This is a genomic window from Rhizobium sp. 9140 (genome assembly GCF_900067135.1).
Taxonomy (GTDB): Bacteria; Pseudomonadota; Alphaproteobacteria; order Rhizobiales; family Rhizobiaceae; genus Ferranicluibacter.
Window position 1 is genome coordinate 1,620,311 of the sequence record NZ_FJUR01000001.1, and the last position, 24,009, is coordinate 1,644,319.

Annotated in this window: 23 protein-coding genes and 1 tRNA gene; 12 read left to right on the plus strand and 12 right to left on the minus strand. The window is 64.4% G+C overall.

Annotation, left to right across the window (positions count from 1 at the left end):
* Nucleotides 1-9 precede the first annotated feature (9 nt).
* The 3 genes from GA0004734_RS07520 to GA0004734_RS07530 form a co-directional block, all read right to left on the minus strand.
* Entirely contained in the window at nucleotides 10-705 is a 696-nt protein-coding gene (locus tag GA0004734_RS07520; protein ID WP_092932565.1) for an HAD family hydrolase, read from the minus strand.
* A 108-nt stretch (nucleotides 706-813) separates the two neighbouring features.
* On the minus strand, nucleotides 814-1,128 hold the full coding sequence (locus GA0004734_RS07525) for a HepT-like ribonuclease domain-containing protein (RefSeq protein ID WP_092936043.1): 315 nt from the start codon (nucleotides 1,126-1,128) through the stop codon (nucleotides 814-816).
* A 32-nt stretch (nucleotides 1,129-1,160) separates the two neighbouring features.
* Entirely contained in the window at nucleotides 1,161-1,469 is a 309-nt protein-coding gene (locus GA0004734_RS07530; RefSeq protein ID WP_092932567.1) for a nucleotidyltransferase family protein, read from the minus strand.
* A gap of 145 nt (nucleotides 1,470-1,614) precedes the next feature.
* On the opposite strand from GA0004734_RS07530, the gene GA0004734_RS07535 reads away from it, so the two are divergent.
* Nucleotides 1,615-2,754, plus strand: coding sequence for a site-specific DNA-methyltransferase (locus GA0004734_RS07535; RefSeq protein ID WP_092932569.1), 1,140 nt, complete (start codon nucleotides 1,615-1,617; stop codon nucleotides 2,752-2,754).
* 539 nt (nucleotides 2,755-3,293) lie between these two features.
* Here GA0004734_RS07535 and GA0004734_RS07540 read toward each other — a convergent pair.
* The 3 genes from GA0004734_RS07540 to mutY form a co-directional block, all read right to left on the minus strand.
* A complete protein-coding gene (locus GA0004734_RS07540) occupies nucleotides 3,294-4,325 on the minus strand; it encodes a calcium-binding protein (protein ID WP_092932571.1) in 1,032 nt (343 codons plus the stop codon).
* Between the two features lie 139 nt (nucleotides 4,326-4,464).
* A complete protein-coding gene (locus GA0004734_RS07545; protein WP_092932573.1) occupies nucleotides 4,465-5,088 on the minus strand; it encodes an HAD family hydrolase in 624 nt (207 codons plus the stop codon).
* Nucleotides 5,089-5,161: 73 nt separating this feature from the next.
* The gene (gene mutY, locus GA0004734_RS07550; RefSeq protein ID WP_245292364.1) at nucleotides 5,162-6,331 is read right to left on the minus strand and encodes an A/G-specific adenine glycosylase; all 1,170 of its coding nucleotides are present in this window, start codon (nucleotides 6,329-6,331) and stop codon (nucleotides 5,162-5,164) included.
* Nucleotides 6,332-6,478: 147 nt separating this feature from the next.
* Between mutY and GA0004734_RS07555 the strand changes: the two genes are divergently transcribed.
* On the plus strand, nucleotides 6,479-7,006 hold the full coding sequence (locus GA0004734_RS07555) for a DUF721 domain-containing protein (protein ID WP_092932575.1): 528 nt from the start codon (nucleotides 6,479-6,481) through the stop codon (nucleotides 7,004-7,006).
* Here GA0004734_RS07555 and GA0004734_RS07560 read toward each other — a convergent pair whose 3' ends face one another.
* Together GA0004734_RS07560 and GA0004734_RS07565 are read right to left on the minus strand one after the other, a co-directional pair.
* Nucleotides 7,007-7,426 carry a type II toxin-antitoxin system VapC family toxin gene (locus GA0004734_RS07560; RefSeq protein WP_092932577.1) on the minus strand — a complete coding sequence of 140 codons (420 nt, stop codon included), beginning with the start codon at nucleotides 7,424-7,426 and terminating at the stop codon, nucleotides 7,007-7,009.
* Nucleotides 7,423-7,662: a FitA-like ribbon-helix-helix domain-containing protein gene (locus GA0004734_RS07565; RefSeq protein WP_092932579.1), complete on the minus strand. Its 240-nt coding sequence runs from the start codon at nucleotides 7,660-7,662 to the stop codon at nucleotides 7,423-7,425. The genes GA0004734_RS07560 and GA0004734_RS07565 overlap by 4 nt, the downstream gene beginning before the upstream one ends.
* A gap of 218 nt (nucleotides 7,663-7,880) precedes the next feature.
* On the opposite strand from GA0004734_RS07565, the gene GA0004734_RS07570 reads away from it, so the two are divergent.
* The 4 genes from GA0004734_RS07570 (at nucleotide 7,881) to GA0004734_RS07585 (ending at nucleotide 13,018) form a co-directional block, all read left to right on the plus strand.
* Complete coding sequence (locus GA0004734_RS07570) at nucleotides 7,881-8,738, plus strand: DsbA family protein (protein ID WP_092932581.1); 858 nt, start codon at nucleotides 7,881-7,883, stop codon at nucleotides 8,736-8,738.
* Between the two features lie 81 nt (nucleotides 8,739-8,819).
* A complete protein-coding gene (locus GA0004734_RS07575; RefSeq protein WP_092932583.1) occupies nucleotides 8,820-12,284 on the plus strand; it encodes a chromosome segregation SMC family protein in 3,465 nt (1,154 codons plus the stop codon).
* A 77-nt stretch (nucleotides 12,285-12,361) separates the two neighbouring features.
* On the plus strand, nucleotides 12,362-12,643 hold the full coding sequence (locus GA0004734_RS07580; RefSeq protein WP_092932585.1) for a type II toxin-antitoxin system ParD family antitoxin: 282 nt from the start codon (nucleotides 12,362-12,364) through the stop codon (nucleotides 12,641-12,643).
* 12 nt (nucleotides 12,644-12,655) lie between these two features.
* The gene (locus GA0004734_RS07585; protein WP_092932587.1) at nucleotides 12,656-13,018 is read left to right on the plus strand and encodes a type II toxin-antitoxin system RelE/ParE family toxin; all 363 of its coding nucleotides are present in this window, start codon (nucleotides 12,656-12,658) and stop codon (nucleotides 13,016-13,018) included.
* Nucleotides 13,019-13,073: 55 nt separating this feature from the next.
* Here the strand turns inward: GA0004734_RS07585 and GA0004734_RS07590 are convergent, their stop codons facing one another.
* Nucleotides 13,074-13,295 (minus strand): hypothetical protein, encoded by a 222-nt coding sequence (locus GA0004734_RS07590; RefSeq protein WP_092936047.1) that lies wholly within the window; start codon nucleotides 13,293-13,295, stop codon nucleotides 13,074-13,076.
* Between the two features lie 235 nt (nucleotides 13,296-13,530).
* On the opposite strand from GA0004734_RS07590, the gene ppdK reads away from it, so the two are divergent.
* Both ppdK and GA0004734_RS07600 read left to right on the plus strand, forming a co-directional pair.
* Complete coding sequence (gene ppdK / locus GA0004734_RS07595) at nucleotides 13,531-16,206, plus strand: pyruvate, phosphate dikinase (RefSeq protein ID WP_092932589.1); 2,676 nt, start codon at nucleotides 13,531-13,533, stop codon at nucleotides 16,204-16,206.
* Nucleotides 16,207-16,312: 106 nt separating this feature from the next.
* Nucleotides 16,313-18,181, plus strand: coding sequence for a GGDEF domain-containing protein (locus GA0004734_RS07600; RefSeq protein WP_092932591.1), 1,869 nt, complete (start codon nucleotides 16,313-16,315; stop codon nucleotides 18,179-18,181).
* A gap of 9 nt (nucleotides 18,182-18,190) precedes the next feature.
* On the opposite strand, the gene GA0004734_RS07605 is transcribed toward GA0004734_RS07600, so the two are convergent.
* Nucleotides 18,191-18,574 carry a hypothetical protein gene (locus GA0004734_RS07605; protein ID WP_139056244.1) on the minus strand — a complete coding sequence of 128 codons (384 nt, stop codon included), beginning with the start codon at nucleotides 18,572-18,574 and terminating at the stop codon, nucleotides 18,191-18,193.
* A 485-nt stretch (nucleotides 18,575-19,059) separates the two neighbouring features.
* Here GA0004734_RS07605 and GA0004734_RS07610 point away from each other — a divergent pair, with 485 nt between their 5' ends.
* Nucleotides 19,060-20,055: a DUF1499 domain-containing protein gene (locus tag GA0004734_RS07610; protein ID WP_092932595.1), complete on the plus strand. Its 996-nt coding sequence runs from the start codon at nucleotides 19,060-19,062 to the stop codon at nucleotides 20,053-20,055.
* Nucleotides 20,056-20,107: 52 nt separating this feature from the next.
* Here GA0004734_RS07610 and GA0004734_RS07615 read toward each other — a convergent pair whose 3' ends face one another.
* Both GA0004734_RS07615 and GA0004734_RS26670 read right to left on the minus strand, forming a co-directional pair.
* Nucleotides 20,108-21,052 carry an MBL fold metallo-hydrolase gene (locus tag GA0004734_RS07615; RefSeq protein ID WP_092932597.1) on the minus strand — a complete coding sequence of 315 codons (945 nt, stop codon included), beginning with the start codon at nucleotides 21,050-21,052 and terminating at the stop codon, nucleotides 20,108-20,110.
* Nucleotides 21,049-21,174 (minus strand): hypothetical protein, encoded by a 126-nt coding sequence (locus GA0004734_RS26670; protein ID WP_280949475.1) that lies wholly within the window; start codon nucleotides 21,172-21,174, stop codon nucleotides 21,049-21,051. Before GA0004734_RS26670 ends, GA0004734_RS07615 begins: the two co-directional genes overlap by 4 nt.
* Before the next feature lie 202 nt (nucleotides 21,175-21,376).
* On the opposite strand from GA0004734_RS26670, the gene GA0004734_RS07620 reads away from it, so the two are divergent.
* From GA0004734_RS07620 to GA0004734_RS07630, 3 genes are all read left to right on the plus strand, one after another.
* Nucleotides 21,377-21,451, plus strand: a tRNA-Gln gene (locus GA0004734_RS07620).
* A gap of 306 nt (nucleotides 21,452-21,757) precedes the next feature.
* Complete coding sequence (locus GA0004734_RS07625) at nucleotides 21,758-22,786, plus strand: LacI family DNA-binding transcriptional regulator (protein ID WP_092932601.1); 1,029 nt, start codon at nucleotides 21,758-21,760, stop codon at nucleotides 22,784-22,786.
* 247 nt (nucleotides 22,787-23,033) lie between these two features.
* A complete protein-coding gene (locus tag GA0004734_RS07630; protein ID WP_092932603.1) occupies nucleotides 23,034-23,975 on the plus strand; it encodes a sugar ABC transporter substrate-binding protein in 942 nt (313 codons plus the stop codon).
* The last annotated feature ends 34 nt before the right edge of the window (nucleotides 23,976-24,009 follow it).

Consider the following 24,009-nt stretch of genomic DNA (forward strand, 5'->3'; position numbering starts at 1 on the left):
GACGCCCGATCAGGCCCCCAGCACCTCCGACCATTCCGCCAGCGCCTCGATGGTGGCGGGCAGGGCGGTCATGCGGGAGATGACGGTTTCGGCGCCGGCTTCGGTCAGCGCGTCGGCATGCGAGGGGTAGCTGTGCGATGCGCCGGTAAAGCCGATGACGCGCATGCCGGCCGAGCGGGCGCCGTGGACGCCGTGCACCGAATCCTCCACCACGATCACCCGCGACGGATCGACGCCCATCTGGGCCGCGCCATGCAGGAAGATGTCCGGCTTCGGCTTCACCCTGTCCTCGCCAAGGTCGCGTGCGGAAAAGATGTTGCGGCCGAACAGGTCCTTCAGGCCGACCTTGCCGAGCATCATCGCCAGCCGCTCGGAGGTGGAGTTCGAGCAGACGCACTTTTTCAGCCGGATCTGCGACAGCGCCGCCTTGACCCCCTCGATGATCTCGACGTCGTCCTTCAGCCGCTGTTCGAGGATTTCGCTGTGGCGCGAGATGAGGCTCGCCGACAGCGGGATCGTCGCCTCGCGCTCCACGGCCAGCAGCGTGTTCTGCCAGGTCATGCCCGCATAGCGCTCCGCCATCTCCTCCGTCGAAATCGGATAGCCCGCTTCCGTCAGCAGCGCCGCCTCGACTTCGGAGGCGATGATCTCGCTATCGACGAGCACGCCGTCGCAATCGAAAATGATGAGGTCGATACCGGACATGGGGGAAATCTCTGATACGTGGGAATGCCCGCGCTTTACACGAGGCGGCGGCGGGGGACAATGCGTTAACGATGGAAACGAGGGGAAGAAGAGCCGCTTCGCTGGCCGTTATTCTGCCGAGTGCTGCTCCAGAAGAGCCGAAACGGCGCGTTTCAGAGGTGGAATCTCGTCAATGATGACACCCCACAAAATTGTGTCCGAAAGCCCGTGATATTCGTGACGGATAACGTTTCCAATCGTCCTCACGCGCGGCCATGGGATCTCGGGCTGGGTTGCCCGCACATCCTCAGGGAGAGATCGGCTCGCCTCGGATATGATCTCGATGGCCCTTTGCAGCGCATGCCTGAGCATCCAGTCCGAACTGTAATCCTCCAGTGTCTTACCGGCAGCCGCCGCTTGAATACCGAGGATGGCAGCATTCATGTCATGGAGAGCGTGTCTGAAGTCACGAACCACTAGAAAACCCTGAAAGCAGAAGCCTCGATATCTGCTTTCAACCGAGGATGAAGACCATCCCGCGTCGTAATATCGACGGGTAATTCCAAACGCTCCTCCAGCATCAGTTTTATGCCGATGAGATCGAACGCATTGAAGCGGCTGGCAGGATCGTAGTCGATGAAAAGGTCGATATCGCTCAATGCGCCAGCTTCGTCCCGGGCAACGGAGCCGTAGACGTATAGCGACGTGGCACCACAGGAGCGCACCGCCTCGGCGTCGTCGCGGAGGCGCTCGATAACATGTCGTCGATCTAGGCGCGTTCTCATGAGATTCAGCTTACCTCAAAAAATGATCCTGTTCCATCCGTCGGTTTTTCGCGCAAGTTTTCCGCCTCTTCAGCCTTTGGTAACCAAACTCGGTAACCATAGCAGCAGAATTTGTGTCCCAGAGTCAGCGTATCAGCGAGTAGTCATGGTGTCCCTGAAGTCTTCCGTCGTTTTGTCTGCTGAAATCTCCCCCGCCGCTGCTGGTGGGTGGCTCGACACCATCATCAAGGGCGATTGCGTCTCCGCCCTTGAAAAGCTGCCCGACAATTCGGTGGATGTCGTCTTCGCCGATCCGCCCTACAACCTGCAGCTCGGCGGTGCGCTGCACCGGCCGGATCAGTCGCTGGTCGATGCCGTCGATGACGCGTGGGACCAGTTCGCTTCCTTCGAGGCTTACGATGCCTTCACCCGCGCCTGGCTGCTGGCCTGCCGCCGTGTGCTGAAGCCCAACGGCACGCTGTGGGTCATCGGCTCCTACCACAACATCTTCCGCGTCGGCGCGATCCTGCAGGATCTGAACTTCTGGATCCTCAACGACATCGTCTGGCGCAAGACCAACCCGATGCCGAACTTCAAGGGGCGCCGGTTCCAGAACGCGCATGAAACGCTGATCTGGGCGAGCCCGAGTGCCAAGGGCAAGGGCTATACCTTCAACTACGACGCCCTGAAGGCGGCGAACGACGACGTGCAGATGCGCTCCGACTGGGTGTTCCCGATCTGCTCCGGCGGCGAGCGCCTGAAGGACGGGAACGGCGACAAGGTCCACCCGACCCAGAAACCGGAAGCGCTGCTCGCCCGCGTCATGATGGCCTCCACCCGGCCGGGCGATGTCGTGCTGGATCCGTTCTTCGGTTCGGGCACCACAGGCGCCGTCGCCAAGCGCCTCGGCCGGCATTATGTCGGCGTCGAGCGCGAGCAGACCTATATCGACGCGGCCCGTGCCCGCATCGAGGCGGTCGAGCCGCTGGGCGGCGCCACATTGTCGGTCATGACCGGCAAGCGCGCCGAACCCCGCGTCGCCTTCAACGTGCTGGTGGAGAGCGGCCTCATCAAGCCCGGCTCGATCCTCACCGACGCCCGCCGCCGCCACAGCGCCATCGTGCGCGCCGACGGCACGCTGGCCTCCGGCGGCGAAGCCGGCTCCATCCACCGCCTCGGTGCCAAGGTCCAGGGCCTCGACGCCTGCAACGGCTGGACCTTCTGGCACTACGACGACGGTGGCTTGCTGCGGCCGATCGACGATCTGCGGACCGTTATCCGGGCGGATATGGCGCGGATGGGATAATGTTGTAAATCAGAGAGTTAACGCCTGCGTCGGCCCCTCATCCGCCTGCCGGCACCTTCTCCCCGCGGGCGGGGCGAAGGGACGTGTGGCACCGCTTCTACCCGATTTCGAAACAACGAGCAGGGCAAGTCCCCTCTCCCGGCGCGCGGGGAGAGGGTTAGGGTGAGGGGCAGCGATGGGGTGAAAAGGGGAGGCGCTTCCACGCCGAGGGTGGTGGTGACCTGTTGTGTCCAGATGTCACCCACCCGCCAAAAATCCATCCGCAATGTTTAAGAGAATTTAACCTCTCCACCGCTAGTCTCAAGCCTGCGATACCGCCGCGTGATCAACCACCGGCAGACCGCGATGCGGGCGGGGGTTCCGGGTGTTGCCGGAGCTTGTGCCTCAAAACGAAGCGGGACTGCGATCTATCGACGGGAAAGCCCGCCGACAGTCGTCTTCCTCCGGTTTCGTACCTTCAGTCCCGGAGGAATCTGGAACGCCCGGCCGCTTGAAAAAGCGGCCGGGCGTTGCTGTTTTGCAGGATCTGTAAAAGACCGTCAGAGAATGAAGTCGTCGGCATACATCTTGGTGACGCCGGACACGCTCACCTCGAAATCGGCGCGGCCGTCGCCATTGACGTCGCCCGACAGGATTCCGTTCGAAAAGCGCAGTTCGCCGGCATGGCGGCTGAATCCGTCATTGCCGATATAGTCGAATGCCTGGTTGCCACTAGCGCGCGTGCTGGCGTCGATGTTGGAGAGGTCGATCAGGTCGCCTTCCCCCGGCGTGAAATCGGCGATCACGTCGCGGCCGCTGCCGACCCGGCTGTCGCTGAGCGTATCGAAGTAGAAGATGTCGGCCCCCGAGCCGCCGTTCAGATAGTCCCTGCCGATACCGCCGGTGAGGTCGTCGTTACCAGAGCCACCATAGAGCAGGTCGTTGCCGGCGCCGCCATAGAGCCCGTCATTGCCGCCGAGGCCGTAGAGATCGTCCGCGCCGCCGAGACCCTTCAGCACGTTGCGGCCGAAGGAGCCGGTGATATCGTCGGCGGAATTCGTGCCGGTGACGTTCTCGATGCTGGCGAGATCCTCGACCTGGTCGCTGTCGATGGTCGCCGTACCCTTGCCGAGATCGATATCGACGCCCTTGCCGCGTTGCGAGGCGTAAGAGTCCTGCAGCTCGTAGCTGATCGTGTCGATGCCCGTGCCGCCGTTGAAGCTGTTGTTGTAGCCGACGGAGAGGAACGTATCGTTGCCGCTGTCGCCCTTGTAGATGCTGGCTTCCGAATTGACCTGAAAGATATCGTTGCCGTCGCCGCCGGAGACGACGTCATAGGCCTTGCCGTCTTCGGCGCGGATGTCGGCGATGTAGAGGTCGTTGCCGGTGCCGAGGAAGATGTCGTTGCCGCCCTCGTAATAGTTCACCACCCGGTCGTTGCCCGAACCCGCATCCACATAATTGAAGCCGCCAAGGCTGTCGGTGCGGTTGAGGTTGATCGTGTCATTGCCGCCGTAACCGTAGATCGACACCTCGGACAGACTGTTCTGGGTCAGGATGTCGTTCCTGTTGGTGCCGTAATAATTCGCCATGAATGCGTCCTCGCAGAATGATCGTTCAAGATGACACGCCCATCATGCGAGGAGCGGTGTGAATGCCGGCTGAACCGAATGTGGCTTTTCAGTGATATGAAAATCGGGCGCAAAGAGGGCGGCTTCAGACAGCCCGCCCTCAGACAGGCAGCCCGAGCTTTATCAGATCCGCCTTCAGCGTCCGGCCGTCGATGAACTGTACTGCCTGCCAGCCGGCCGCACGCGCGCCCTCGACATTGGCAAGGCTGTCGTCGATGAACAGCGTGGCTGCGGGTTCAAGGTCGAACGCCGCCTGATGCGTCTCGTAGATTTCGAGGTCCGGCTTGATCTGCCGCTTCTCGCCGGACACGGTAACGCCGCGCGGCAGGTTGAGGAAGGCAAAGCGCGCCCGCGCCTCGGCAAAGGTGTCCTCGGCGAAATTGGTCAGCATCGTCACGTCGTAGCCCTTCGCCACGAGACCTTCGAGAAGAACGACGCTCTCCTCATAGGCATGCGGCACCATCTCGCCCCAGTGGGTGCGGAAGGCGCGGATGTTCGCCTCCTGCTCGGGATGCTGCGCGATGAGCAGGTCTTCCGCCTCCGCCCAGCTGCGGCCGCGGTCCTGCTCGAGGTTCCATTCATGGGTGCAAACCGTCGCGAAGAACGCATTGCGCTCGGCCTCGTCGGGAATGAGCCGGCTGAACGGGATATGCGGATCGTAGTGGATCAGCACCTTGCCGATGTCGAAAACGATATGGCGGATGGGTGTCGTCACGTCGGTCATGGTGTGTCCTCGTTGTATCGGTCCCTGAGGCGTAGCGTCTCCGGACGGTTCCTATCGCATGACGTCACGAGATTTATGACGTCTTTGCAAAACAGCCGGGTAGCGCCTTTTCGATCGCTTTCCTCATCACGGTGGGCAGCGCCTGAGCGGCGAGGGTCTCGCGCGGCTCCCACCAGCCGTTCGCTATAATGGCGTCCCGTTCGACCTCGGCATGGCGAACGGCAAGGCGCAGCTCGAAATGGGTGAACACATGCACGATGCCGCCGCAGTCGTGCCAGAGGGTCGTGGACTTGCCCGCGAAAGGCGGCACGTGGGTGTCCGAAGGATCGGTCGTCCAGTCCGTACCCGGCACCTCGGTCATGCCGCCGAGCAACCCCTTGTCGCCCCGTTTGCTGAGATAGACCGCACCTGCAGCATCGGTCGCGACATAGGCGGTGCCGTATCGTACCGGCTTTGCCTTCTTCGCCAGCTTGACCGGAAAGCGCTCGGGGTCGCCGACCTTGAAGGCACGGCAATCGGCATTGATCGGACAGAGCGCGCAGACCGGTCGGCGCGGCGTGCAGATGGTCGAGCCGAGATCCATCATGGCTTGCGCGAAATCGCCCGGCCGATCGGCAGGCGTCATCGCGGCGACCAGCCGGCGCATCTCGGGCCGCGCCGCCGGCACGGGCGTCTCCACCCGGTAGAGCCGTGATATCACCCGCTCGACATTGCCGTCGAGCACCGCGCTCTGCCGGTTGAAGGCGATGGCGGCGATGGCGGCGGCGGTATAGTCGCCGATGCCCGGCAGCGCCTTCAGTCCCTCTTCCGTATCGGGAAAGCGCCCGCCATGCTGGCTCGCCACCGCTTCGGCGCATTTCTTCAGGTTCCGGGCGCGGGCGTAATAGCCGAGCCCGGCCCAGGCCTTCATCACCTCTTCGGTATCGGCCGCCGCGAGATCGGCGACCGTCGGCCACAGGGTCAGGAACTTGGCAAAATAGGCCTTTACCGCCTGCACGGTCGTCTGCTGCAGCATCACTTCCGACAGCCAGATATGGTAGGGGTCTGGCCGCTTGCCGGCTTTCGCCATCGGCGGCGTGATGCGCCATGGCAGCACGCGGTGACTGCGGTCGTACCAGTCGAGCAGCGAGGCGGCGGGAGACGCGGGCTCCGGCGAGGAATCCGGTATGGGCGATGTTAGGGCGGACGATGTTAGGGTGGGTGAGGCCAGCGTCTCGACCGTGGACTTGGAACGTTGCATCATGGTCCTTGAGCCCGACTTCCCGTATAGATCGTCGCAAGCAGCCTTGCGACAGCCGGTATCGTTTCGTGCGTCATAGCCGAAACGGCGGCGGCGGGTAAGAGCCGCGACACCATTCATCACCCACGCACCACTCAGGGGAGCAACCGCATGGCGCCTTCCAGGCCTTATACACCGAAGGGCGCTTATACCCCGAAAGGCGTCAGGCAGATCAGCGAGGTGGCGAACGGCCTGCTCGATCCAGTTCTGGCCAAACGCGCCGGCATCAGCACGCTGCTGCTCGGCTCCTGGGACGAGATCGCCGGCGAGGCCTTTGCCGATTGCACCCGCCCGGAAAAGATCGCCTGGCCGCGCCGCGTCTCCGAAATGGCCGGCGAGAGCCGCCACCAGCCGGGCGTGCTCACCATCGCCTGCGACGGCGCCCGCGCGCTGTTCCTCGCCCATGCCGAAGGCGAACTCGTCCAGCGCATCAACGGCTTCTTCGGCTTCCCCGCCATCGACCGCGTCCGCATCGTCCAGAAACCCGTCACGCCCGTAAACCGCACCCGCCGCCGCCCACGCCCCCTGACCGGCCAGCCGGCCCGGCATCTGGAAGCCCTGACGGCCGAAATCGAGGACGAAGGCCTGAAGGCGGCGCTGACGCGGCTGGGGACGGCGGTGCTGGGGCAGAAACGGTGATCAGACCGTCCACGGATTGATCACATTGAGGCCGCTTGCTGCGAACGGTGTGACGTCTCGTGTCGCCACCGAAAATCCGGTCGCGACGGCGATGGCGGCAATTTGTGCATCAGCCAATCCGATGGCCGTCCCGCTTTCTCGTGCTTTCTGCGAGATAATGGCAAATTCCCGTGCTGCCTGCATGTCGAAGGAAAGGATTCTGTCTCGGAAGATGGTCGTCACGAGGTGTTCCAGCGACGTTCGCAGCGTGTCCTTCCGCCGACCGGCAGGCATAATCGCCATGCCGGCAAATATCTCGGCCACCGTGATCGTCGTCAGGTACAATCTCGCCGCCGGCTGAGCGTCAAGCCATGAGAGAACGCGTTCACTCGGCATCTTGCGAAGAGGTTCAGAAACGACATTCGTATCGAGGATGATCATGTGAATGAAGGCGGTTCGTAGGCTTGTCGGTCCCGCCCGTCGTCGATGTCGATGCCGCCGATCGATTGCCCGATGGCCTTAAGATAGGCGCCGATACCCAGCGGCTCCTCGCTCGCGGCGGCTACTTGCAAAATAGCGCGAATTTCCGCCTCGGTGGTCCGTCCGTTTCGACGCGCGCGCGCTTCCAGTGCCTGATGGGTCTCCTCCGGGAGATTTCTGATCATGATGGCTGACATGGGTGCCTGTCCTCTCGTCTTCGACGCTCATATGGGACCTGTTGCAGTCTACCAGCAGCGAGCCGTTGCGATCAACAGCAGGCCGGAATATCGGGTGACTGTTCCCCGATGCCACAAATGCCTCACAATTCTTTGAACGATGGGGTGTGGGGGCCTCTTGTCCGGTCCCGGCGGGCGCGATATCGCAAAGGTCCCGTCTCCGCTTGAACAGGTGAACCATGTCCCTTTCTGAAATGACTTTGCTGAAACGCCTTTCGAGCGGTGTGGCCATCGCCACGCTGGCGCTCGCGCTCGTCGCCTGCAGCGACGAGAAGAAGGAGACGGCGAATGCGGCGGCTCCTGTCGAAACGGTCGACACCGCGACCAAGACGGAGATGAAGCCCGCGGATACGATGACGACATCGTCCACCGCCGCCACGCCCGCGACGACGCCGGTTCCCGCCCAGTCCCAGATGGCCCCGACACAGACGGCACAGGCGGCCGCGCCCGCAGCGTCTCCGGCCGCGCCCGAGCTGCCCCAGGCGGATGGCGAGGTCGAAATCTCCAAGCTGATGGAGCCCGGCGCGCTGCCGGAAATGGCCATTGGCAAGGCCGATGCGCCCGTCACCGTGGTCGAATACATGTCGATGACGTGCCCGCATTGCGCCAATTTCCACAACAACACGTTCGACGCCATCAAGGCGAAATATGTGGAGTCGGGCAAGGTTCGCTTCGTTCTGCGCGAGTTCCCGTTCGATCCGCGTGCCGCTGCCGCCTTCATGCTGGCGCGCTGCGCCCCGGAAGGCCAGTATTTCCCCATGGTCTCCATGCTCTTCAAGCAGCAGGAACAGTGGGCCGCCGCCCAGAACGGCCGCGACGCGCTGCTCCAGATGTCCAAGCTCGCCGGTTTCTCACAGGAGAGCTTCGAGGCCTGCCTGACGAACCAGAAGCTGCTGGACGATGTGAACGCCGTGATGCAGAAGGGTATGAAAGAGTACAAGGTGGCTTCGACGCCGACCTTCTTCATCAACGGCAAGCGCTATTCCGGAGACATGTCGGTTGACACCATGTCGGCCCTTATCGACCCTCTGCTTTAAGTCGCGACGGATTGCGGCACGGGAAACCGTGCCGTTCTCGCCGGTCATGCCCTCCTTCCCGTTCAAGACGGGCACGCCGTCATGAAATTCACCAAGCTGCGCGTCGTCGGCTTTAAATCCTTCGTCGAGCCGTCCGAGTTCGTCATCGAGCGCGGCCTGACCGGCGTCGTCGGGCCGAATGGCTGCGGCAAGTCGAACCTTGTCGAAGCCCTCCGCTGGGTGATGGGCGAGAATTCCTACAAGAACATGCGCGCGTCCGGCATGGACGACGTGATCTTTTCGGGCTCCGGCAAGCGCCCGGCGCGCAACACGGCCGAGGTCGGCCTCTATCTCGACAATACCGATCGCACCGCGCCGGCCGCCTTCAACGACAGCGACGAAATTCAGGTCACGCGCCGCATCGAGCGCGAAAACGGCTCGGTCTACCACATCAACGGGCGTGAGGCCCGGGCCAAGGACGTGCAACTGCTGTTTGCGGATGCCTCGACCGGCGCCCGCTCGCCCTCCATGGTGGGGCAGGGCCGCATCGGCGAGCTCATCGCCGCCAAGCCGCAGGCCCGGCGGCAACTGCTCGAAGAAGCGGCCGGTATCTCCGGTCTGCATTCCCGCCGCCACGAGGCCGAGCTGCGCCTGCGCGGGGCCGAAACCAACCTCGAACGGCTGGACGAGGTCACGGCCGAGCTCGAAAGCCGCATCGAAAGCCTCAAGCGCCAGTCGCGGCAGGCCAATCGCTTCAAGATGCTTTCGGCCGAGATCCGCGCCCATGAGGCCATGCTGTTCCACATCCGCTGGGTGCAGGCCAAGCAGGCGGAGGCGGAGGCCGACAGCCTGCTGAACCAGGCGACCTCGCTGGTGGCCGAAAAGGCGCAGGCCCAGATGGAGGCCGCGAAGAACCAGGCGATCGCGAGCCTGAAGCTGCCGGAACTGCGCGAGGAGGAGGCCCGCACCGCCGCCGGCCTCCAGCGGCTTCAGATCGCCCGCACCCAGCTCGACGAGGATATGAGCCGCACGCTGCGCCGGCGCGACGAGTTGCAGCGCCGCCTGACGCAGCTCGGTGAGGACATCGCCCGCGAGGAGCGGCTGGCGCTGGACAATGCCGGCGCCATGGCGCGGCTGGAAGAAGAGGCCGAGGCGCTGCGGGAAGACGCCGGGGACGCCGGCGAGCGGGCGGAGGAGGCGCGCGAGCGCCTTGCCGACGCGCAGGACGTGCTGGCCGTAAGCGAGCGCGCACTGGCGACGCTGACGGCCGAGCGCGCCGAGACGCAGGCGTCCCGCAGCCAGCTGGAGCGCACCATCCGCGATCTCGGCGACCGCCGCATGCGCCTGTCCCGCCAGATGTCCGAGCAGGCAGGCGAGATCGACAGGCTCGACCGCGAGATTGCGGCGCTCGAAGACCCCGAGATACACCGCGATGCCGTGGAGGCGGCGGAAGCCGACATCGAGGAGCGGGCACAGGCGGTGGCCGATGCCGAGGACGCGCTGGCCGAGGCGCGGGCGCGCGAGGCGGCGGCGCGCGGACCGCTGGAGGCCGCGCGCGCGCGGCTGAGCGCGGCGGAAACCGAGGCGCGCACCATCCGCCGCCTGCTGGAAGCCGCAACGCTTGCCGGCGGCGCGAGCCCCGTGGTCGATGCCATCGCGGTCGAGCGCGGCTTCGAGCCGCTGCTGGGCGCTGCCCTTGGCGACGACCTCGAATCGCCGCTCGACCCGTCGGCCCCCGTGCACTGGCGCGACCCCGGCCCGGGGAATGCCGACCCCCTCCTGCCAGAGGGCGTCGCCCCGCTAATCGATCATGTCGCGGCGCCGCAGACGCTGACGCGCAGCCTGTCGCAGGTGGGCATCGTCGCGGACGATGCCGAGGCGGCGCGGCTGCTCCCCGTGCTGAACCCCGGACAGCGGCTCGTGACCCGGTCGGGCGCGCTCTGGCGCTGGGATGGTCACGTCACCGGTGCCGATGCGCCGAGCGCGGCCACCCTGCGGCTGGAGAACCGCAACCGCCTTCGCGAACTCGATGCCGAGATCGCGGAGGCTAGTGACGCTCTGGCGCATTGCGAACGCAGCCTGAAGGCGGCGACGGACGCCATCCGCGCCGGTGACGACGCGGTGCGGTTGACGCGCGAGGCCGAGCGTCAGGCCGTCCGCCGCCTGTCGGAGACCCGCGATGCGCTGGCTTCGGCCGAACGCGCCCGCGGCGATCTCGCCCGCCGCAGCGCGGTGCTGACTGAGACCGCCGCCCGCATCGACGAGAGCCACGAGGAGGCGGCATCAGCATTGGAGGATGCCGTCGCGGCGCTGGAAGATGCCCCCGATATGGCCGATCTCGACCAGCGCCTCGCCGCCCAGGGCACGGCCGTTACGGCCGACCGGGCGGCTCTCGCCGAGGCCCGTGCGCTTTCCGACGGTCTCACCCGCGAGTCCGAGACGCGCGAGCGCCGCCTGCGGACGATCGACGCCGAGCGCCAGACCTGGGCGAGCCGGGCGGCCAGCGCCGAAGACCATATCGGCACCCTGCGCGACCGCGAAGCGGAAGCCCGCGACGAGATCGAGGCCATTCTGGACGCGCCCGATGAATTCGACGAAAAGCGCCGCGCGCTGATGAGCGCCCTTTCGGAGATGGAGGCGGCCCGTCGTGCGGCGGCCGACCGGCTGGTGGAGGCCGAAACCCGCCAGCGCGACGCGGATCGCCTCGCCGCAACCGCTCTTTCCGAACTGGCGGAAACCCGCGAGAAGCGCGGCCGTGCCGAGGAGCGGCTGATGTCGGCGCGTGAAAAGCGCGTCGAGGTGGAGGGGGCGATCCGCCAGGCTCTGTCCGTCGGCCCCCAGGATGTACTGCGCCTCACCGGCCGCGCGGTCGATGCCCTGCCGGGCGACCCGCGCACCGTGGAACGGGATCTTGAACGCCTGAAGATCGAGCGCGAGCGGCTGGGCGCCGTCAACCTGCGCGCCGAAGAGGAGCAGACGGAACTCGCGGACCGGCTCGCCGCGCTTCTCAAGGAGCGCGAGGATGTGATCGACGCGATCCGCAAGCTGCGCAGCGCCATCCAGAACCTCAACCGCGAGGGCCGCGAGCGCCTTCTGGCGGCGTTCGACATCGTCAACGCCCAGTTCCAGCGCCTGTTCACCCACCTCTTCGGCGGCGGCACCGCCGAGCTTCAACTGATCGAAAGCGACGACCCGCTGGATGCGGGTCTCGAAATCGTCGCACGCCCGCCGGGCAAAAAGCCGCAGACCATGACGCTGCTCTCCGGCGGCGAGCAGGCTCTGACCGCCATGGCCCTGATCTTCGCGGTCTTTCTCACCAATCCCGCACCCATCTGCGTGCTGGACGAGGTGGACGCGCCGCTGGACGACCACAATGTCGAGCGCTACTGCAACCTCATGGACGAAATGGCCGCTTCCACCGAAACCCGCTTCGTCATCATCACCCACAATCCCATCACCATGGCCCGCATGAACCGCCTCTTCGGCGTCACCATGGCGGAGCAGGGGGTCAGCCAGCTGGTGTCGGTGGATCTGCAGACGGCGGAACAGCTGCGGGAGGCGGTGTAGGGTCGGGTGGAGAACACGTTGGCAATCCCGAATGTCCTTGCTATTCTTGCGGCCACCGCTTTCTGCAGGAGATTGCCATGCCCACGCGCAATGTCGTCTTGACCGAACACCACGCGACCGTCATCGATCGCCTCGTGACATCGGGGCGCTACGAGAACGAGAGCGACGTGCTGCGTGAGGGGCTTCGCCTCGTCGAACGCAACGAACGTCTGGATGTCGTCAAGCTCGACGCCTTGCGCGAAGCAGCAAAAACAGGGTTCGGTGATCTCGATGAGGGACGGTTCACGGACATTCCGGACGAGGCTCTCGACGATGCCATTGGCAGTCTTGGACGTTTGGCCGAAACGACCCGGTCTTGACGGTCTGTCGGCGTGTTCCGCCTCTCAGCGACAGCAGAAGCCGATATTGTCGATATTCTCGCTTGGACCCACGATCATTTCGGGACCCCTGCGCGGTTGCGATATGAGCGCCTGATTCTAACGGCCCTGCGGAACGTGGCCGTCGATCCCGACCGCCCGGGGAGCGTCAAGCGTCCCGAGTTGGGCCATGGTGTCAGCAGCTATCATCTTCGCCACTGTCGCGATCAGGCACGTCTGGAAAACGGCATCGTTCGCCGTCCCAGACACTTGCTGCTCTATCGCCCCGAGGGCGCAGGCATCATCGGTATCGGTCGCGTGCTCTACGATGCAATGGAACTGGAGCGGCACCTTCCGGCCGAGTACAGGTCCGAATAAATATTCTGGCCGGCATGACACGGGGCTAGCTGACGTTCGTTTCGGATATAGCGCATCAGACCAGCATGCGGCCATGACCGAATGTATCGGTCAGTTCCCGGATCAACCGAGCTTCCGTCTCCGACAGACGATCCTGATCGACGAACCGCCAGTTTCGTTCGTAAAGGGCAAAGACTTCGTCTGCATCGATCGGACGCGAAGGATCCCTGTTCCAGACGAGGGTTGCAAGCTCGGGGAAATCCGCAGGTACGATCTTGTCTGCAACGCGGTGTCTCATAAGCGGATCCATACCAGAAAACAGCGAAAATATCAAAAATGCACAGACCGGTTAGCAGTGCGTCCACCCACGTGTACCCCCGCAATAATTTTGCTGCAATGCAGCAATAATCCCGCATGTGCAGCATTCCTAATCGGGGGCTGATGTTGTAGCGTGAAGAGGGAGACGAGGCGGACCGACTGGAGTTGCGGGAATGCGGCACGAGGACGGCTTTAGCCTCAGGGTGGAGACGGACATGAAGAAGTGGGTTTACACCTTTGGCGGAGGAAAGGCCGAGGGGCGGGCGCTGGATCACGACCTTCTGGGTGGCAAGGGCGCCAATCTCGCAGAGATGTGCAGCCTGGGTCTGCCGGTGCCGCCGGGTCTTACCATCGTGACACGCGCCTGCGCGCTCTATTCCGAAAACGGCCGCGCCATTCCCGACAGCCTCAAGGCCGAGGTGCTCGCCGGCATTTCCATCGTCGAGGACATGGCCGGTCGCCGCTTCGGCGATGCGGAACGGCCCCTGCTGCTGTCCGTTCGCTCCGGCGCGCGCGCCTCTATGCCCGGCATGATGGATACGGTGCTCAATCTCGGCCTGAACGACGACACGGTGGAGGCGTTGGCGCGCGACAGCGGCGATGCGCGTTTTGCCTGGGACAGCTATCGTCGCTTCATCCAGATGTATGGCGACGTCGTCATGGGCCTCGACCACGAGGTCTTCGCCGAGCTGCTGGAGGACGAAAAGGGCCGGATCGGCAAGGAGCAGGAGACTGATTTCACGGTCGATGAATGGCGCCGCCTCGTGGGCCGCTACAAGGATGTCATCGAGGAGGAGACGGGCGAGGGCTTCCCGCAGGATCCCGCGGTGCAACTCTGGGGTGCCATCGGCGCGGTTTTCGCAAGCTGGATGAACCCGCGCGCCGTGACCTATCGCCTGCTGCACAATATTCCCGCCGACTGGGGCACGGCGGTCAACGTCCAGACCATGGTGTTCGGCAATCTCGGCAATGATTCCGCCACCGGCGTCGCCTTCACGCGCAATCCCTCGACCGGCGAAAAGGCCCTCTATGGCGAATTCCTGGTCAATGCGCAGGGCGAAGACGTCGTCGCCGGCATCCGCACGCCGCAGAACATCACCGAAATCGCCCGCATCGCCTCCGGCTCCGACCGGCCCTCGCTCGAAAAGGTGATGCCGGACGCGTTTGCGGATCTCTGTGCCATCTGCGACCGGCTGGAAGCGCATTACCGCGACATGCAGGACATCGAGTTCACCATCGAGCAGGGCAAGCTGTGGATGCTGCAGACCCGCTCCGGCAAGCGCACGGCGCGCGCGGCGATGAAGGTCGCGGTCGACATGGCCGACGAACGGCTGATCTCGCGCGAGGAGGCGGTGACCCGCATCGATCCCGCCGCGCTCGACCAGCTGCTGCACCCGACCATCGATCCGTCCGCCCGCCGCGACATCATCGGCGCCGGCCTGCCCGCTTCGCCGGGGGCTGCAACCGGCGAGATCGTCTTCACCTCGGAAGAGGCCGTGCAGGCAAAGAAAGAGGGCCGCGCCGTCATTCTGGTCAGGGTCGAGACCAGCCCGGAGGACATTCACGGCATGCATGCGGCCGAAGGCATCCTGACGACGCGCGGCGGGATGACCAGCCACGCCGCCGTGGTCGCGCGCGGCATGGGCATCCCTTGCGTCTCCGGTGCCGGCAGCATTCGCGTCGATCTGCGCAATGAAAAGCTCGTCGCCGCCGGCGCCACCTTTGCGCGCGGCGACGTCATCACCATCGACGGCTCCTCGGGCCAGGTGCTCAAAGGCCGCGTCTCTATGGTCCAGCCGGAACTCTCCGGCGATTTCGGCCGCATCATGGAATGGGCGGATGCCAGCCGGCGCATGACCGTGCGCACCAATGCCGATACGCCGGCCGACGCCCGCGCCGCGCGCTCCTTCGGTGCGGAGGGCATCGGCCTCTGCCGCACCGAGCATATGTTCTTCGAGGGCGAGCGCATCAATGTCATGCGCGAGATGATTCTGGCCGCCGACGAGGCCGGGCGGCGCGCATCGCTGGCAAAACTCCTGCCGATGCAGCGGGCCGATTTCACCGAGCTGTTCTCCATCATGCACGGCCTGCCCGTGACGATCCGCCTGCTCGATCCGCCGCTGCACGAGTTCCTGCCGAAGACCGACGAGGAAATCGCCGATGTCGCGGTGGCGCTCGGCATGAAACCGCTCGAACTGCGCCAGCGGGTGGATGCGCTGCACGAGTTCAACCCCATGCTCGGCCATCGCGGCTGCCGGCTGGCCATTTCCTATCCCGAAATCGTGGAAATGCAGGCCCGGGCGATCTTCGAGGCGGCGGTGCTGGCGGCGCGGGAAACGGGGGCGCCCGTGGTGCCGGAAATCATGGTACCGCTGGTGGGGCTGAAGGCCGAACTCGACTACGTCAAGGCCCGCATCGATGCGGTCGCCGCCGATATCCTCGATGAGGCCGGTGTCGGCATCGATTATCTCGTGGGAACCATGATCGAGCTGCCGCGCGCGGCCCTTCGCGCCCATGTCATCGCCGAGTCCGCCGACTTCTTTTCCTTCGGCACCAACGACCTGACGCAAACAACCTTCGGTATATCGCGTGACGATGCCGCGCAGTTCCTCAACACCTACCGCATGAAGGGCATCATCGACCGCGACCCCTTCGTGTCGATCGATTATGACGGTGTCGGCGAACTCATCCAGATCGCGGCCGAGCGCGGCCGGCGCACGAAGAACGGTCTGAAGCTCGGAATCTGCGGCGAGCATGGCGGCGACCCGGCCTCCATCCGTTTTTGCGAGGAAACGGGCCTGGACTACGTTTCCTGCTCACCGTTTCGCGTTCCCATCGCCCGTCTCGCCGCCGCGCAGGCCGCCATCAACGGCAAGATTTCGGGGGACTGATCTCTGGAGTGCAACCCCATTTTTGGCGTGCGCACGCGCGCCATTCATGACCGCTTAAAGGTTCATCAGTAAGGAGTTGAGGAGGCAGAGCTCAAGGACGGAACGGATGAACCAGGGAAAGCGCGGCGCTCGATCGCTTTACTGCAAGTGGCGCAACACCTCCCTCGTCGTCGGCGCAGCCCTCATCGGCATGGCGGTCTGGATCGTCGCGCCATCGGTCACGGCCTATGTCGATGCGGAAAGAAGTTTGGTTTCCGTCCAGGAATATGAAGCACTGCTGATCGCGTCGCGCGCGCTGTCGGCCGAGCGTGGGCCGTCCAATGTTCTCATGTCGGTCGAGGTCGGCGCCGATCCCTCGGCGGTAATCCGCTTGAAGGAAGCCCGACGTGCAACCGACACAGCGTTATCGGTGGTGGACCGGACGCGGAACCTGCCGCTTGCGCCGGGCATCGTCCGCAGCCTGCGCGAAGCACTGGGTCTTGCCCGCGACCGCATCGACGGCATTGCGCAGATGCCGTACGCGGAGCGCACGCTCGATATGATGACCGAGGCGATCTCTGCCATGTTCGGGATCGCGGACGAGATCCAGCCGACCGTCGAGCTGGCGGCGGAAACGCTGGAAAAGAAGAACCCTGCTTTGGCTGGCAGCGTGTTCACAGCTCTCGTCGTGACCAATCTGCGTGATCAGGCGGGCCGGCTGGCAAGCCATATCGTGCCCAGCATATCCCGCGCGCTTCCGCTTTCGCCCACTGCTGCCGGCAGGGTCGACCGCACGCAGGGCCGTATCGACCAGCTGATGCAGATGCTCGGCGTGCGTCTCGACGTGTCGGATGCGGGCCTGCGTGCGCTGATGGGCGAGGTGCGCCGGCTCTTCATCGGGCGCGGCGTCCGCCTTATCGAAAAGCTGACGCTGGAGGGACGCGCCGGCGGGCACTACAGCATTGCCCCGGCGGGGCTGACCGGCCTTTACGTTCCGACGCTCGTTCCGCTTGAAGGCCTGCGCAAGGCGACCATCCACCAGATGGTGACCGATATCGTCCGCAGCCGCGATATCGCCTTCATCCGGCTCATCGGCATGGCGGCGGCAACCGTTCTGCTCCTCGTTCTGCTGGTCGTCGTCATGCGCCGCCTGTTCCTCTCCGTGCTTCGCCCGCTGCTGACGGCCCATGAGATGATCGTCGGCCTCGCCGAGGAGAGACCGGTCGGGCGGCCGGGCTTCGAGGCGGATACGCGCGAACTCAACGATCTCTTCGACGCCATTGCCCGGCTGGAAGGCCAGCTTGCCGAACGGCGCGAGCTGACCGAGCGGCTGCGCGTCCGGGCGGAAACCGATCCGTTGACGGGCCTTCTCAATCGTGCCCGGTTTTTCGGCCTCGGCGATACGCGGTTCGCCGCCGCCATGGGCGACGCGGCGATGGCCCGCACGACCGAAGCCCGCACTGCCCCGCCCGACTCTGCCCCGCCCGACACTGCCCAGTCCGAAAGGGCGGAGGCGGACACGCTGGAGGCCGGTAGCCGCATTGGCGTGCTCTATATCGATCTCGACGGCTTCAAAGGCGTCAACGATACGCTCGGGCACTTCGCGGGCGACCACCTACTGCGCGACATCGCCGTCCGCCTTTCGAATGCCGTCGGCCCGGAAAGCCTGCTCGCGCGTCTGGGCGGCGACGAATTTGCCATCTGCACGCCCGTGCCGGATGCAGCCGGGCTCGAAGCCTTCGCACGCCACATCCTGCTGCAGTTCAACAGGCCGATCGATATCAACGGCATACCCATCCGGGTCGGCGCGAGCATCGGGCTCGCCCTGATGACGGACGGAGACGGGACGGAGGCCCGCGTTTTGTCTTTCTCGCAGCTCTGCTGCAATGCGGACATCGCGCTTTATGATGCAAAGCGAAGCAGCCGGAATACCTACCGCATCTTCGGCGGCGCAGTGGAAAAACCCATGCCCGAACGCCGGGCGCTGGCGGGCTAGGGCTGCTGCCTACATTCGCTGGAACACATCCACGAAGGCCTGCGCGAAGTTGGCAAGCCCCATGGTGCGCTCGTTCGGCTTCTCGATCCGGATCGAGGAGCCATCGTTTTCCAGACAGGCAAAGATTGTCTCGCTGCCCGGGCCGCTGTCACGCGGGATCCGCAGCACCGCGATCCGCTCGCAGTTCTCGATGAGCCCGGAGGCGGGGAGATCGAACAGGAATGCCCCCCTGAGGTCGGTCGCGGCGGCGCGCACCCTGTCGGAAAAGTCGTCGCCATCCGGTGCCGTACCGTCGAGTGACAGTTCCAGTTCCAGCATTTCCATGGTGAATTCGAACTCGCTGCCCTCCAGCGTGGCCGGAGCGGCGTGGGTTTCGATATCGTGAGAACGCATCGTCGTCATCCCTTCGCAACCGGCCAGATCCGGTGGAATATGGCCCAGCCGTTGTCTTGCAGGCCCGAGTTCATCGATCATCTTGTTAATAAGAATGGCAATTCCGTGGCACCGCGTCTCCCGGTTGCGGAAGATCGTGAAGCGCTGACCAACGCCGCATGCCCGGAAAGGTTCCGGATGTCGCGAGCGGGAAATGTCAGTGGCTTGCCCAACCATAGCGTCCTCTGTTGCGTCACGGGTGGAATTAGCCTTGGATGGGGGATGACGGGTCTCGATGAGAGCAGCCGCGCTGTACAGTTGCCATCGGGTTTCCGGCGATGGCATGGTGCCCATGCGACGGTTTCCAGCAGGTTTTTATCGGCGAGACTTGGTGTAAGAGACTGTTTGAAAAGCCGCCTCTCCGCCGCCGGGTTTCCTGACAGGCTCAAGGGACGGGGTGACGGCGCATCGGCCGAACAAAGGCAGAGACAGAGGTTCGGCCGACAATGATCACCTATGAGCGCCCGATATCCTACGCCGCCCGCTGGGCGCGCCACGCCGCGCGGCTGGCCTTCGTCCTCTTTGTGCTGTCGCTCGCGGCCCATCGCTTCGGCTCGCTCTCCAGCACGCTCTTCGTGACGCTCGCCCTCGTCAGCGCCGGGCTGGCGCTGGTGGCCGTCCTCCTCTCCGTCATCGGCTTTGTCCGCCTGTGGCAGGTGGCGGCGGTTGGCGGCATCGCCTCCACCATGGCCTTGCTCTATGCATCTCTTCCGCTGGCCGCCGCAGGGCTCGTTCTCTCGCAGGTCGTGGGCAAGCCAGCGATCACCGATGTCTCCACCGACCTCGCAACGCCGCCGCCCTTCATCCGCGACCGTCCGATCGAGACGGGCTGGCTAACCCCGGCAGCCCCCGTCGTTGCCGACCGGCAGGCCCAGGCGCGCGCCTATCCCGCCCTCACGGGGCGTCGTTACGACGGGGCGCTCGACCGGGTGCTGACCGGCGTGCGCATAGTGGCCGACCAGTCGGGCATCGCCATCGTCGCGGAAGAGGGCCTGGAAAATGCCGAGCCGGACTTCGAGGATCTCGCTCTCCGGGCGGAGCCCCCGGCAAACGCCCTGCGCGATGCGCCCGATAAGGCCACAAGTAAGGCCAATGGCAAGGTCGCGGGCAAAACGCCGACGGGAAAAGGCGGCCGCGATACCCCCGCCGCGCGGGATCCGGGACCGGTTCCCATTCCGCTCTCGCGACCGAAGCAGGATGCAGGCCCCCTCCCGCCCGGCCGAAAAGCCGGCGACATCCTCCTGCAGGGCGAAAGCCGCAGCCGCATCGCCGGCTTCCGCTTCGATCTCGTCATCCGTCTTCGCGAGGAATCCGAAACCACCTTCGTCGATATCCGCGTCGCCTCCCGCCTCGGCCGCCACGACCTCGGCCTCGACGCCGCCACGGCCGAACGCTTCCTCCACGCGCTCGACGCGGAGCTGCTGGGGATCGCGGGGGACTGATACCCGGTATCAGGCACGGTTATGGACGCCGCATGGCTGGCGAAACGGCGCGCTACAGCGCATCCCCCGCCAGCCGATAGTGCCCCGTCAGCGCGGGCGGGCCGTCGGTGACCACGAGGCCGCGCTCTACCAGATCCTCCAGATGCGCCAGCACGGACAGCGCCGCCGCCCCATGCAGCCGGGGATCGGTGGAAGCATAGAGCGCCTGCACGATCTCGGAAATCCCGGAGTCGCCGCGGCGGATGCGCTCCAGCACGCCGCGCTCGCGCATGCGCCTGTGCGCGCGCAGGCCGCGCAGGAATTTCGCGGGCTCGCTCACCGGACCGCCGTGGCCGGGCAGATAGAGCCGGTCGTCGCGCGCCAGCATCTTGTCGAGCGAGGCCATGTAGTCGCGCATCGCGCCATCCGGCGGCGCGACGATGCTCGTCGCCCAGGCCATCACATGATCGGCGGAAAAGACGATGCCGGTGCCATTCAGCGCAAAGGAGAGATGGTTCGCCGTATGGCCCGGTGTGGCGAGCGCCGTCAGTGCCCAGCCGTCGCCCTCGACGGCCGCGCCGTCGGCAAGGGCCAGATCCGGCACGAAATCCATGTCGGCGCTTTCCGAAAACGGATTGACCTCGCCGTCGTGAAGTGTCCGGGATGGCCGATGCGGGCCTTCCGCCGCGATCACCCCGCCCACCTTTGCCTGCAGAACCCGGGCGAGCGGCGCATGATCGCGATGGGTATGGCTGACGAGGATATGGCTGACCGGCCGCCCGTCGATCGCCCGCAGGAGGGCGGCCAGATGCGCATCGTCCAGCGGACCGGGATCGATCACCGCCAGCGTGCGCTCGCCCACGATATAGCTGTTCGTGCCGTGAAAGGTGAACGGCCCGGGGTTGTTCACCGTGATCCGCCGTACGCCATCGGCAACGGTTATGGCCTGCCCGTGCGCAGGCTCGAAAGCGCGCTCGAAATGCGGCTCTTCCTCGCTCTCGAGGGGTGCGCCGCTCACTTGAGTTCGATCTCGATGAAGCGCATGGGCTCGATGCCGGCATTGACGACAGTGTGCTCCACCCCCGCATCGTCGCCGATTCCCGTCGGCCGCGCCGGCATCCGAGCCCGATATCCCGCCATACGTCTCTCCTTGCGACCGCGTATGACGGGAGCCTAAAGCGTCTTTCCCAAATCCGAAAGCCCGCGCCCCGCTTCAGGCAAACGTACCCACACAAACCGGCTCTTCCGACAAACTTACGCCCAGCCAAACTTACCCGTTGTCCCCGCCCTCACGCTTTGCTATCAGCCCAGCACCCGGACATCACCGCACCCGGGCCGGCAATGGGGCGTCGCCAAGCGGTAAGGCACCGGTTTTTGGTACCGGCATTCCCAGGTTCGAATCCTGGCGCCCCAGCCAGCAACTCTTTTTCAGACCGGAAATCCACGTTTTCAAGCGCTTATGCTTAGCTGGGAATCGAATGGGACGCATTGTCTCACAGGACTGTCTGACAGAGATGGATTCGAAATCCTGATCACCCTTCACAAAGGGTTTAGCATGGCAGCAGTTCAGCACGTCAGGAACACGTTGAACTTCTACAAGACCAATGGCTTTGGCCGCCCGGGCAAGGAAAAGCTCACTGCACTCGCGATGGCCTATCAACAATGATTGGATTGCTGCCGTAAAGCTGTCATTCTGGTGATATCTATAGATACGGGTATCTCCATGAAGCGTCCTACCATCGCCGATGTCGCACAGGCGGCGGGATTGAGTGTTGCCACTGTCGATCGGGTTTTGAACGGTCGTCTTCCCGTTCGCGAGGAGACCTCGCGAAAGGTGTATGAAGCGGCAGAGAAGCTGGGTTTTCACGGCGCCAAGATCATCCGTCAGCGCATGATGGCCGATCTTCCGTCCTACAGGTTCGGTATTATTCTGCGGAAGGAGCGACAGGCATTCTATCAGGCTTTTGCCGAACAGTTGAATGCGGCTGCGGCGGCCGTGAAGGATCGTCATGTCAGCCTGACGATCACTTATGCTGTTTCGGGCGAGCCGAGCGAACTGTCGGAACTGATGCACGGCATGGCCGGCAAGGTTTCGGCCATCGCGGTGACGGGGCCTGATCACTATGACGTGACGGCGGCAGTCTCGACACTGAAGGCCAAGGGCATCCCGACGTTTGCCCTCTTGACCGATCTGGCTCAAGGCGTGCGCGAGGCCTATCTCGGCACCAACAATATGAAGGTCGGACGAAGTGCGGCCTGGATGATCTCCAAACTCTCGCCCGCACCGGGAAAGGTGGTCCTGTTTCTCGGCGGCCACCGGTTTCACGGACATTCGCTCCGTGAGATGGGCTTTCGCGCTTACATGCGCGAGTTCGCGCCGCAGTTTCAGGTTCTCGATGCGCATATCAATCTCGAAACCCGGCGGCTGACCTATGAACTTCTGATGGATACGCTGTCGCACCATCCCGATCTCGTCGGCGTCTACTGCATGGGCGGCGGCATGGAGGGCGCCATCGAGGCGCTGAAGGAGAGCAAGCGCTCGGAGGAGATCGCCTGCCTCGTCAACGAACTCACCCCGGAGTCCCGCCAGGCGCTGCTCGAGCGCCGGATCTCGGGCGTTTTTCAGACGCCACTGGTCGAACTGTGTGCCGACCTGATTGCAACGATGGTGCATACGATCGAGCACGGCATGGCCGAAAGCCCCGGGCAGCGCTTCTTTCCAGCACTTCTCTGGGTTCCTGAAAGTCTATGAGCGAATGATAGAAAAATGTCAGGTTGCAGGGAACGTTTCTATCAGGAATGACGGCTTGACCCTCTCATGACGTGTTGACCCGCCGGGCCGACTGCGGAATTGTCCCCCTGCGGTGACGAGGTAGGAGCTCACCGCTTACGCAACAAGATCCTTGTTTCCCGCCACTGCTTCGCCAGCGGCGTCGGACACGCATGCCCATAAACAGCCGCGCAACGGCGGCAACACGGATAAAGTGGAGGAGAACCCAATGAAGAAATATCTCTTGGCGACAGCGCTGGCATCGATGCTCGCGACAACGGCCTCGGCCGAGACCATCGGCGTCTCGATGGCGCTTTTCGACGACAACTTCCTGACCGTTCTTCGCAACGGCATGACGGACTACTCGAAGGATCTGAAGGACGTCACGCTGCAGATCGAGGACGCGCAGAACGATGTCGGCAAGCAGCTGAGCCAGGTGCAGAACTTTGTGGCCTCCGGCGTCGATGCGATCATCGTCAACCCGGTCGACACCGATGCGACCGTCGCACTGTCGCAGGCTGCGGCTGCCGCCGGCATCCCGCTCGTCTATGTCAACCGCCAGCCCGTCAACGTCGATGACCTTCCCGAAAAGCAGGCCTTCGTCGCCTCCGACGAAAAGGAATCCGGCACGCTGCAGACGAAGGAAGTCTGCCGCATGTTGAAGGCTGCCGGCAAGACCGAGGCGAAAGCCGTCGTGATGATGGGCGAACTGTCGAACCAGGCGGCGCGCATGCGCACGCAGGACATCAAGGACGTGCTTGCGACACCGGATTGCAGCTTCATCAAGATCGTCGAGGAGCAGACCGCCAACTGGTCGCGCACGCAGGGCTCCGACCTCATGACCAACTGGCTTTCGGCCGGCGTCCAGTTTGATGCCGTGATCGCCAACAACGACGAGATGGCCATCGGTGCGATCCAGGCCCTGAAGTCGTCCGGGCGCGCCATGGACGATGTCATCGTCGCCGGGATCGATGCGACCCAGGATGCTTTGGCCTCCATCGCGGCCGGCGAGCTCGATGTCTCGGTCTTCCAGAACGCGGCCGGTCAGGGCCGTGGTGCCGTGGATGCCGCGCTGAAGATCGCACGCGGCGAGACCGTGGAGAAGAAGGGCTACGTCCCCTTCGAGCTCGTGACGCCTGCAAACCTCAAGGACTATCAGGCGAAGAACTGATCCTCTTTGCGACAGAGGGGGAGGCGGCGACGCC

What these genes read in the sequence shown, in the direction of transcription:
- GA0004734_RS07565 (WP_092932579.1), bottom strand. Translation starts at nt 7,662, where the DNA reads ATGTCAGCCATCATGATCAGAAATCTCCCGGAGGAGACCCATCAGGCA.
- GA0004734_RS07600 (WP_092932591.1), top strand. Translation starts at nt 16,313, where the DNA reads ATGAACCAGGGAAAGCGCGGCGCTCGATCGCTTTACTGCAAGTGGCGC.
- GA0004734_RS07575 (WP_092932583.1), top strand. Translation starts at nt 8,820, where the DNA reads ATGAAATTCACCAAGCTGCGCGTCGTCGGCTTTAAATCCTTCGTCGAG.
- GA0004734_RS07530 (WP_092932567.1), bottom strand. Translation starts at nt 1,469, where the DNA reads ATGAGAACGCGCCTAGATCGACGACATGTTATCGAGCGCCTCCGCGAC.
- GA0004734_RS07625 (WP_092932601.1), top strand. Translation starts at nt 21,758, where the DNA reads ATGAAGCGTCCTACCATCGCCGATGTCGCACAGGCGGCGGGATTGAGT.
- ppdK (WP_092932589.1), top strand. Translation starts at nt 13,531, where the DNA reads ATGAAGAAGTGGGTTTACACCTTTGGCGGAGGAAAGGCCGAGGGGCGG.
- GA0004734_RS26670 (WP_280949475.1), bottom strand. Translation starts at nt 21,174, where the DNA reads ATGGCGGGATATCGGGCTCGGATGCCGGCGCGGCCGACGGGAATCGGC.
- GA0004734_RS07610 (WP_092932595.1), top strand. Translation starts at nt 19,060, where the DNA reads ATGATCACCTATGAGCGCCCGATATCCTACGCCGCCCGCTGGGCGCGC.
- GA0004734_RS07590 (WP_092936047.1), bottom strand. Translation starts at nt 13,295, where the DNA reads ATGAGACACCGCGTTGCAGACAAGATCGTACCTGCGGATTTCCCCGAG.
- GA0004734_RS07545 (WP_092932573.1), bottom strand. Translation starts at nt 5,088, where the DNA reads ATGACCGACGTGACGACACCCATCCGCCATATCGTTTTCGACATCGGC.
- GA0004734_RS07540 (WP_092932571.1), bottom strand. Translation starts at nt 4,325, where the DNA reads ATGGCGAATTATTACGGCACCAACAGGAACGACATCCTGACCCAGAAC.
- GA0004734_RS07525 (WP_092936043.1), bottom strand. Translation starts at nt 1,128, where the DNA reads ATGAATGCTGCCATCCTCGGTATTCAAGCGGCGGCTGCCGGTAAGACA.
- GA0004734_RS07535 (WP_092932569.1), top strand. Translation starts at nt 1,615, where the DNA reads ATGGTGTCCCTGAAGTCTTCCGTCGTTTTGTCTGCTGAAATCTCCCCC.
- mutY (WP_245292364.1), bottom strand. Translation starts at nt 6,331, where the DNA reads ATGATGCAACGTTCCAAGTCCACGGTCGAGACGCTGGCCTCACCCACC.
- GA0004734_RS07555 (WP_092932575.1), top strand. Translation starts at nt 6,479, where the DNA reads ATGGCGCCTTCCAGGCCTTATACACCGAAGGGCGCTTATACCCCGAAA.
- GA0004734_RS07570 (WP_092932581.1), top strand. Translation starts at nt 7,881, where the DNA reads ATGTCCCTTTCTGAAATGACTTTGCTGAAACGCCTTTCGAGCGGTGTG.
- GA0004734_RS07580 (WP_092932585.1), top strand. Translation starts at nt 12,362, where the DNA reads ATGCCCACGCGCAATGTCGTCTTGACCGAACACCACGCGACCGTCATC.
- GA0004734_RS07560 (WP_092932577.1), bottom strand. Translation starts at nt 7,426, where the DNA reads ATGATCATCCTCGATACGAATGTCGTTTCTGAACCTCTTCGCAAGATG.
- GA0004734_RS07630 (WP_092932603.1), top strand. Translation starts at nt 23,034, where the DNA reads ATGAAGAAATATCTCTTGGCGACAGCGCTGGCATCGATGCTCGCGACA.
- GA0004734_RS07520 (WP_092932565.1), bottom strand. Translation starts at nt 705, where the DNA reads ATGTCCGGTATCGACCTCATCATTTTCGATTGCGACGGCGTGCTCGTC.
- GA0004734_RS07605 (WP_139056244.1), bottom strand. Translation starts at nt 18,574, where the DNA reads ATGCGTTCTCACGATATCGAAACCCACGCCGCTCCGGCCACGCTGGAG.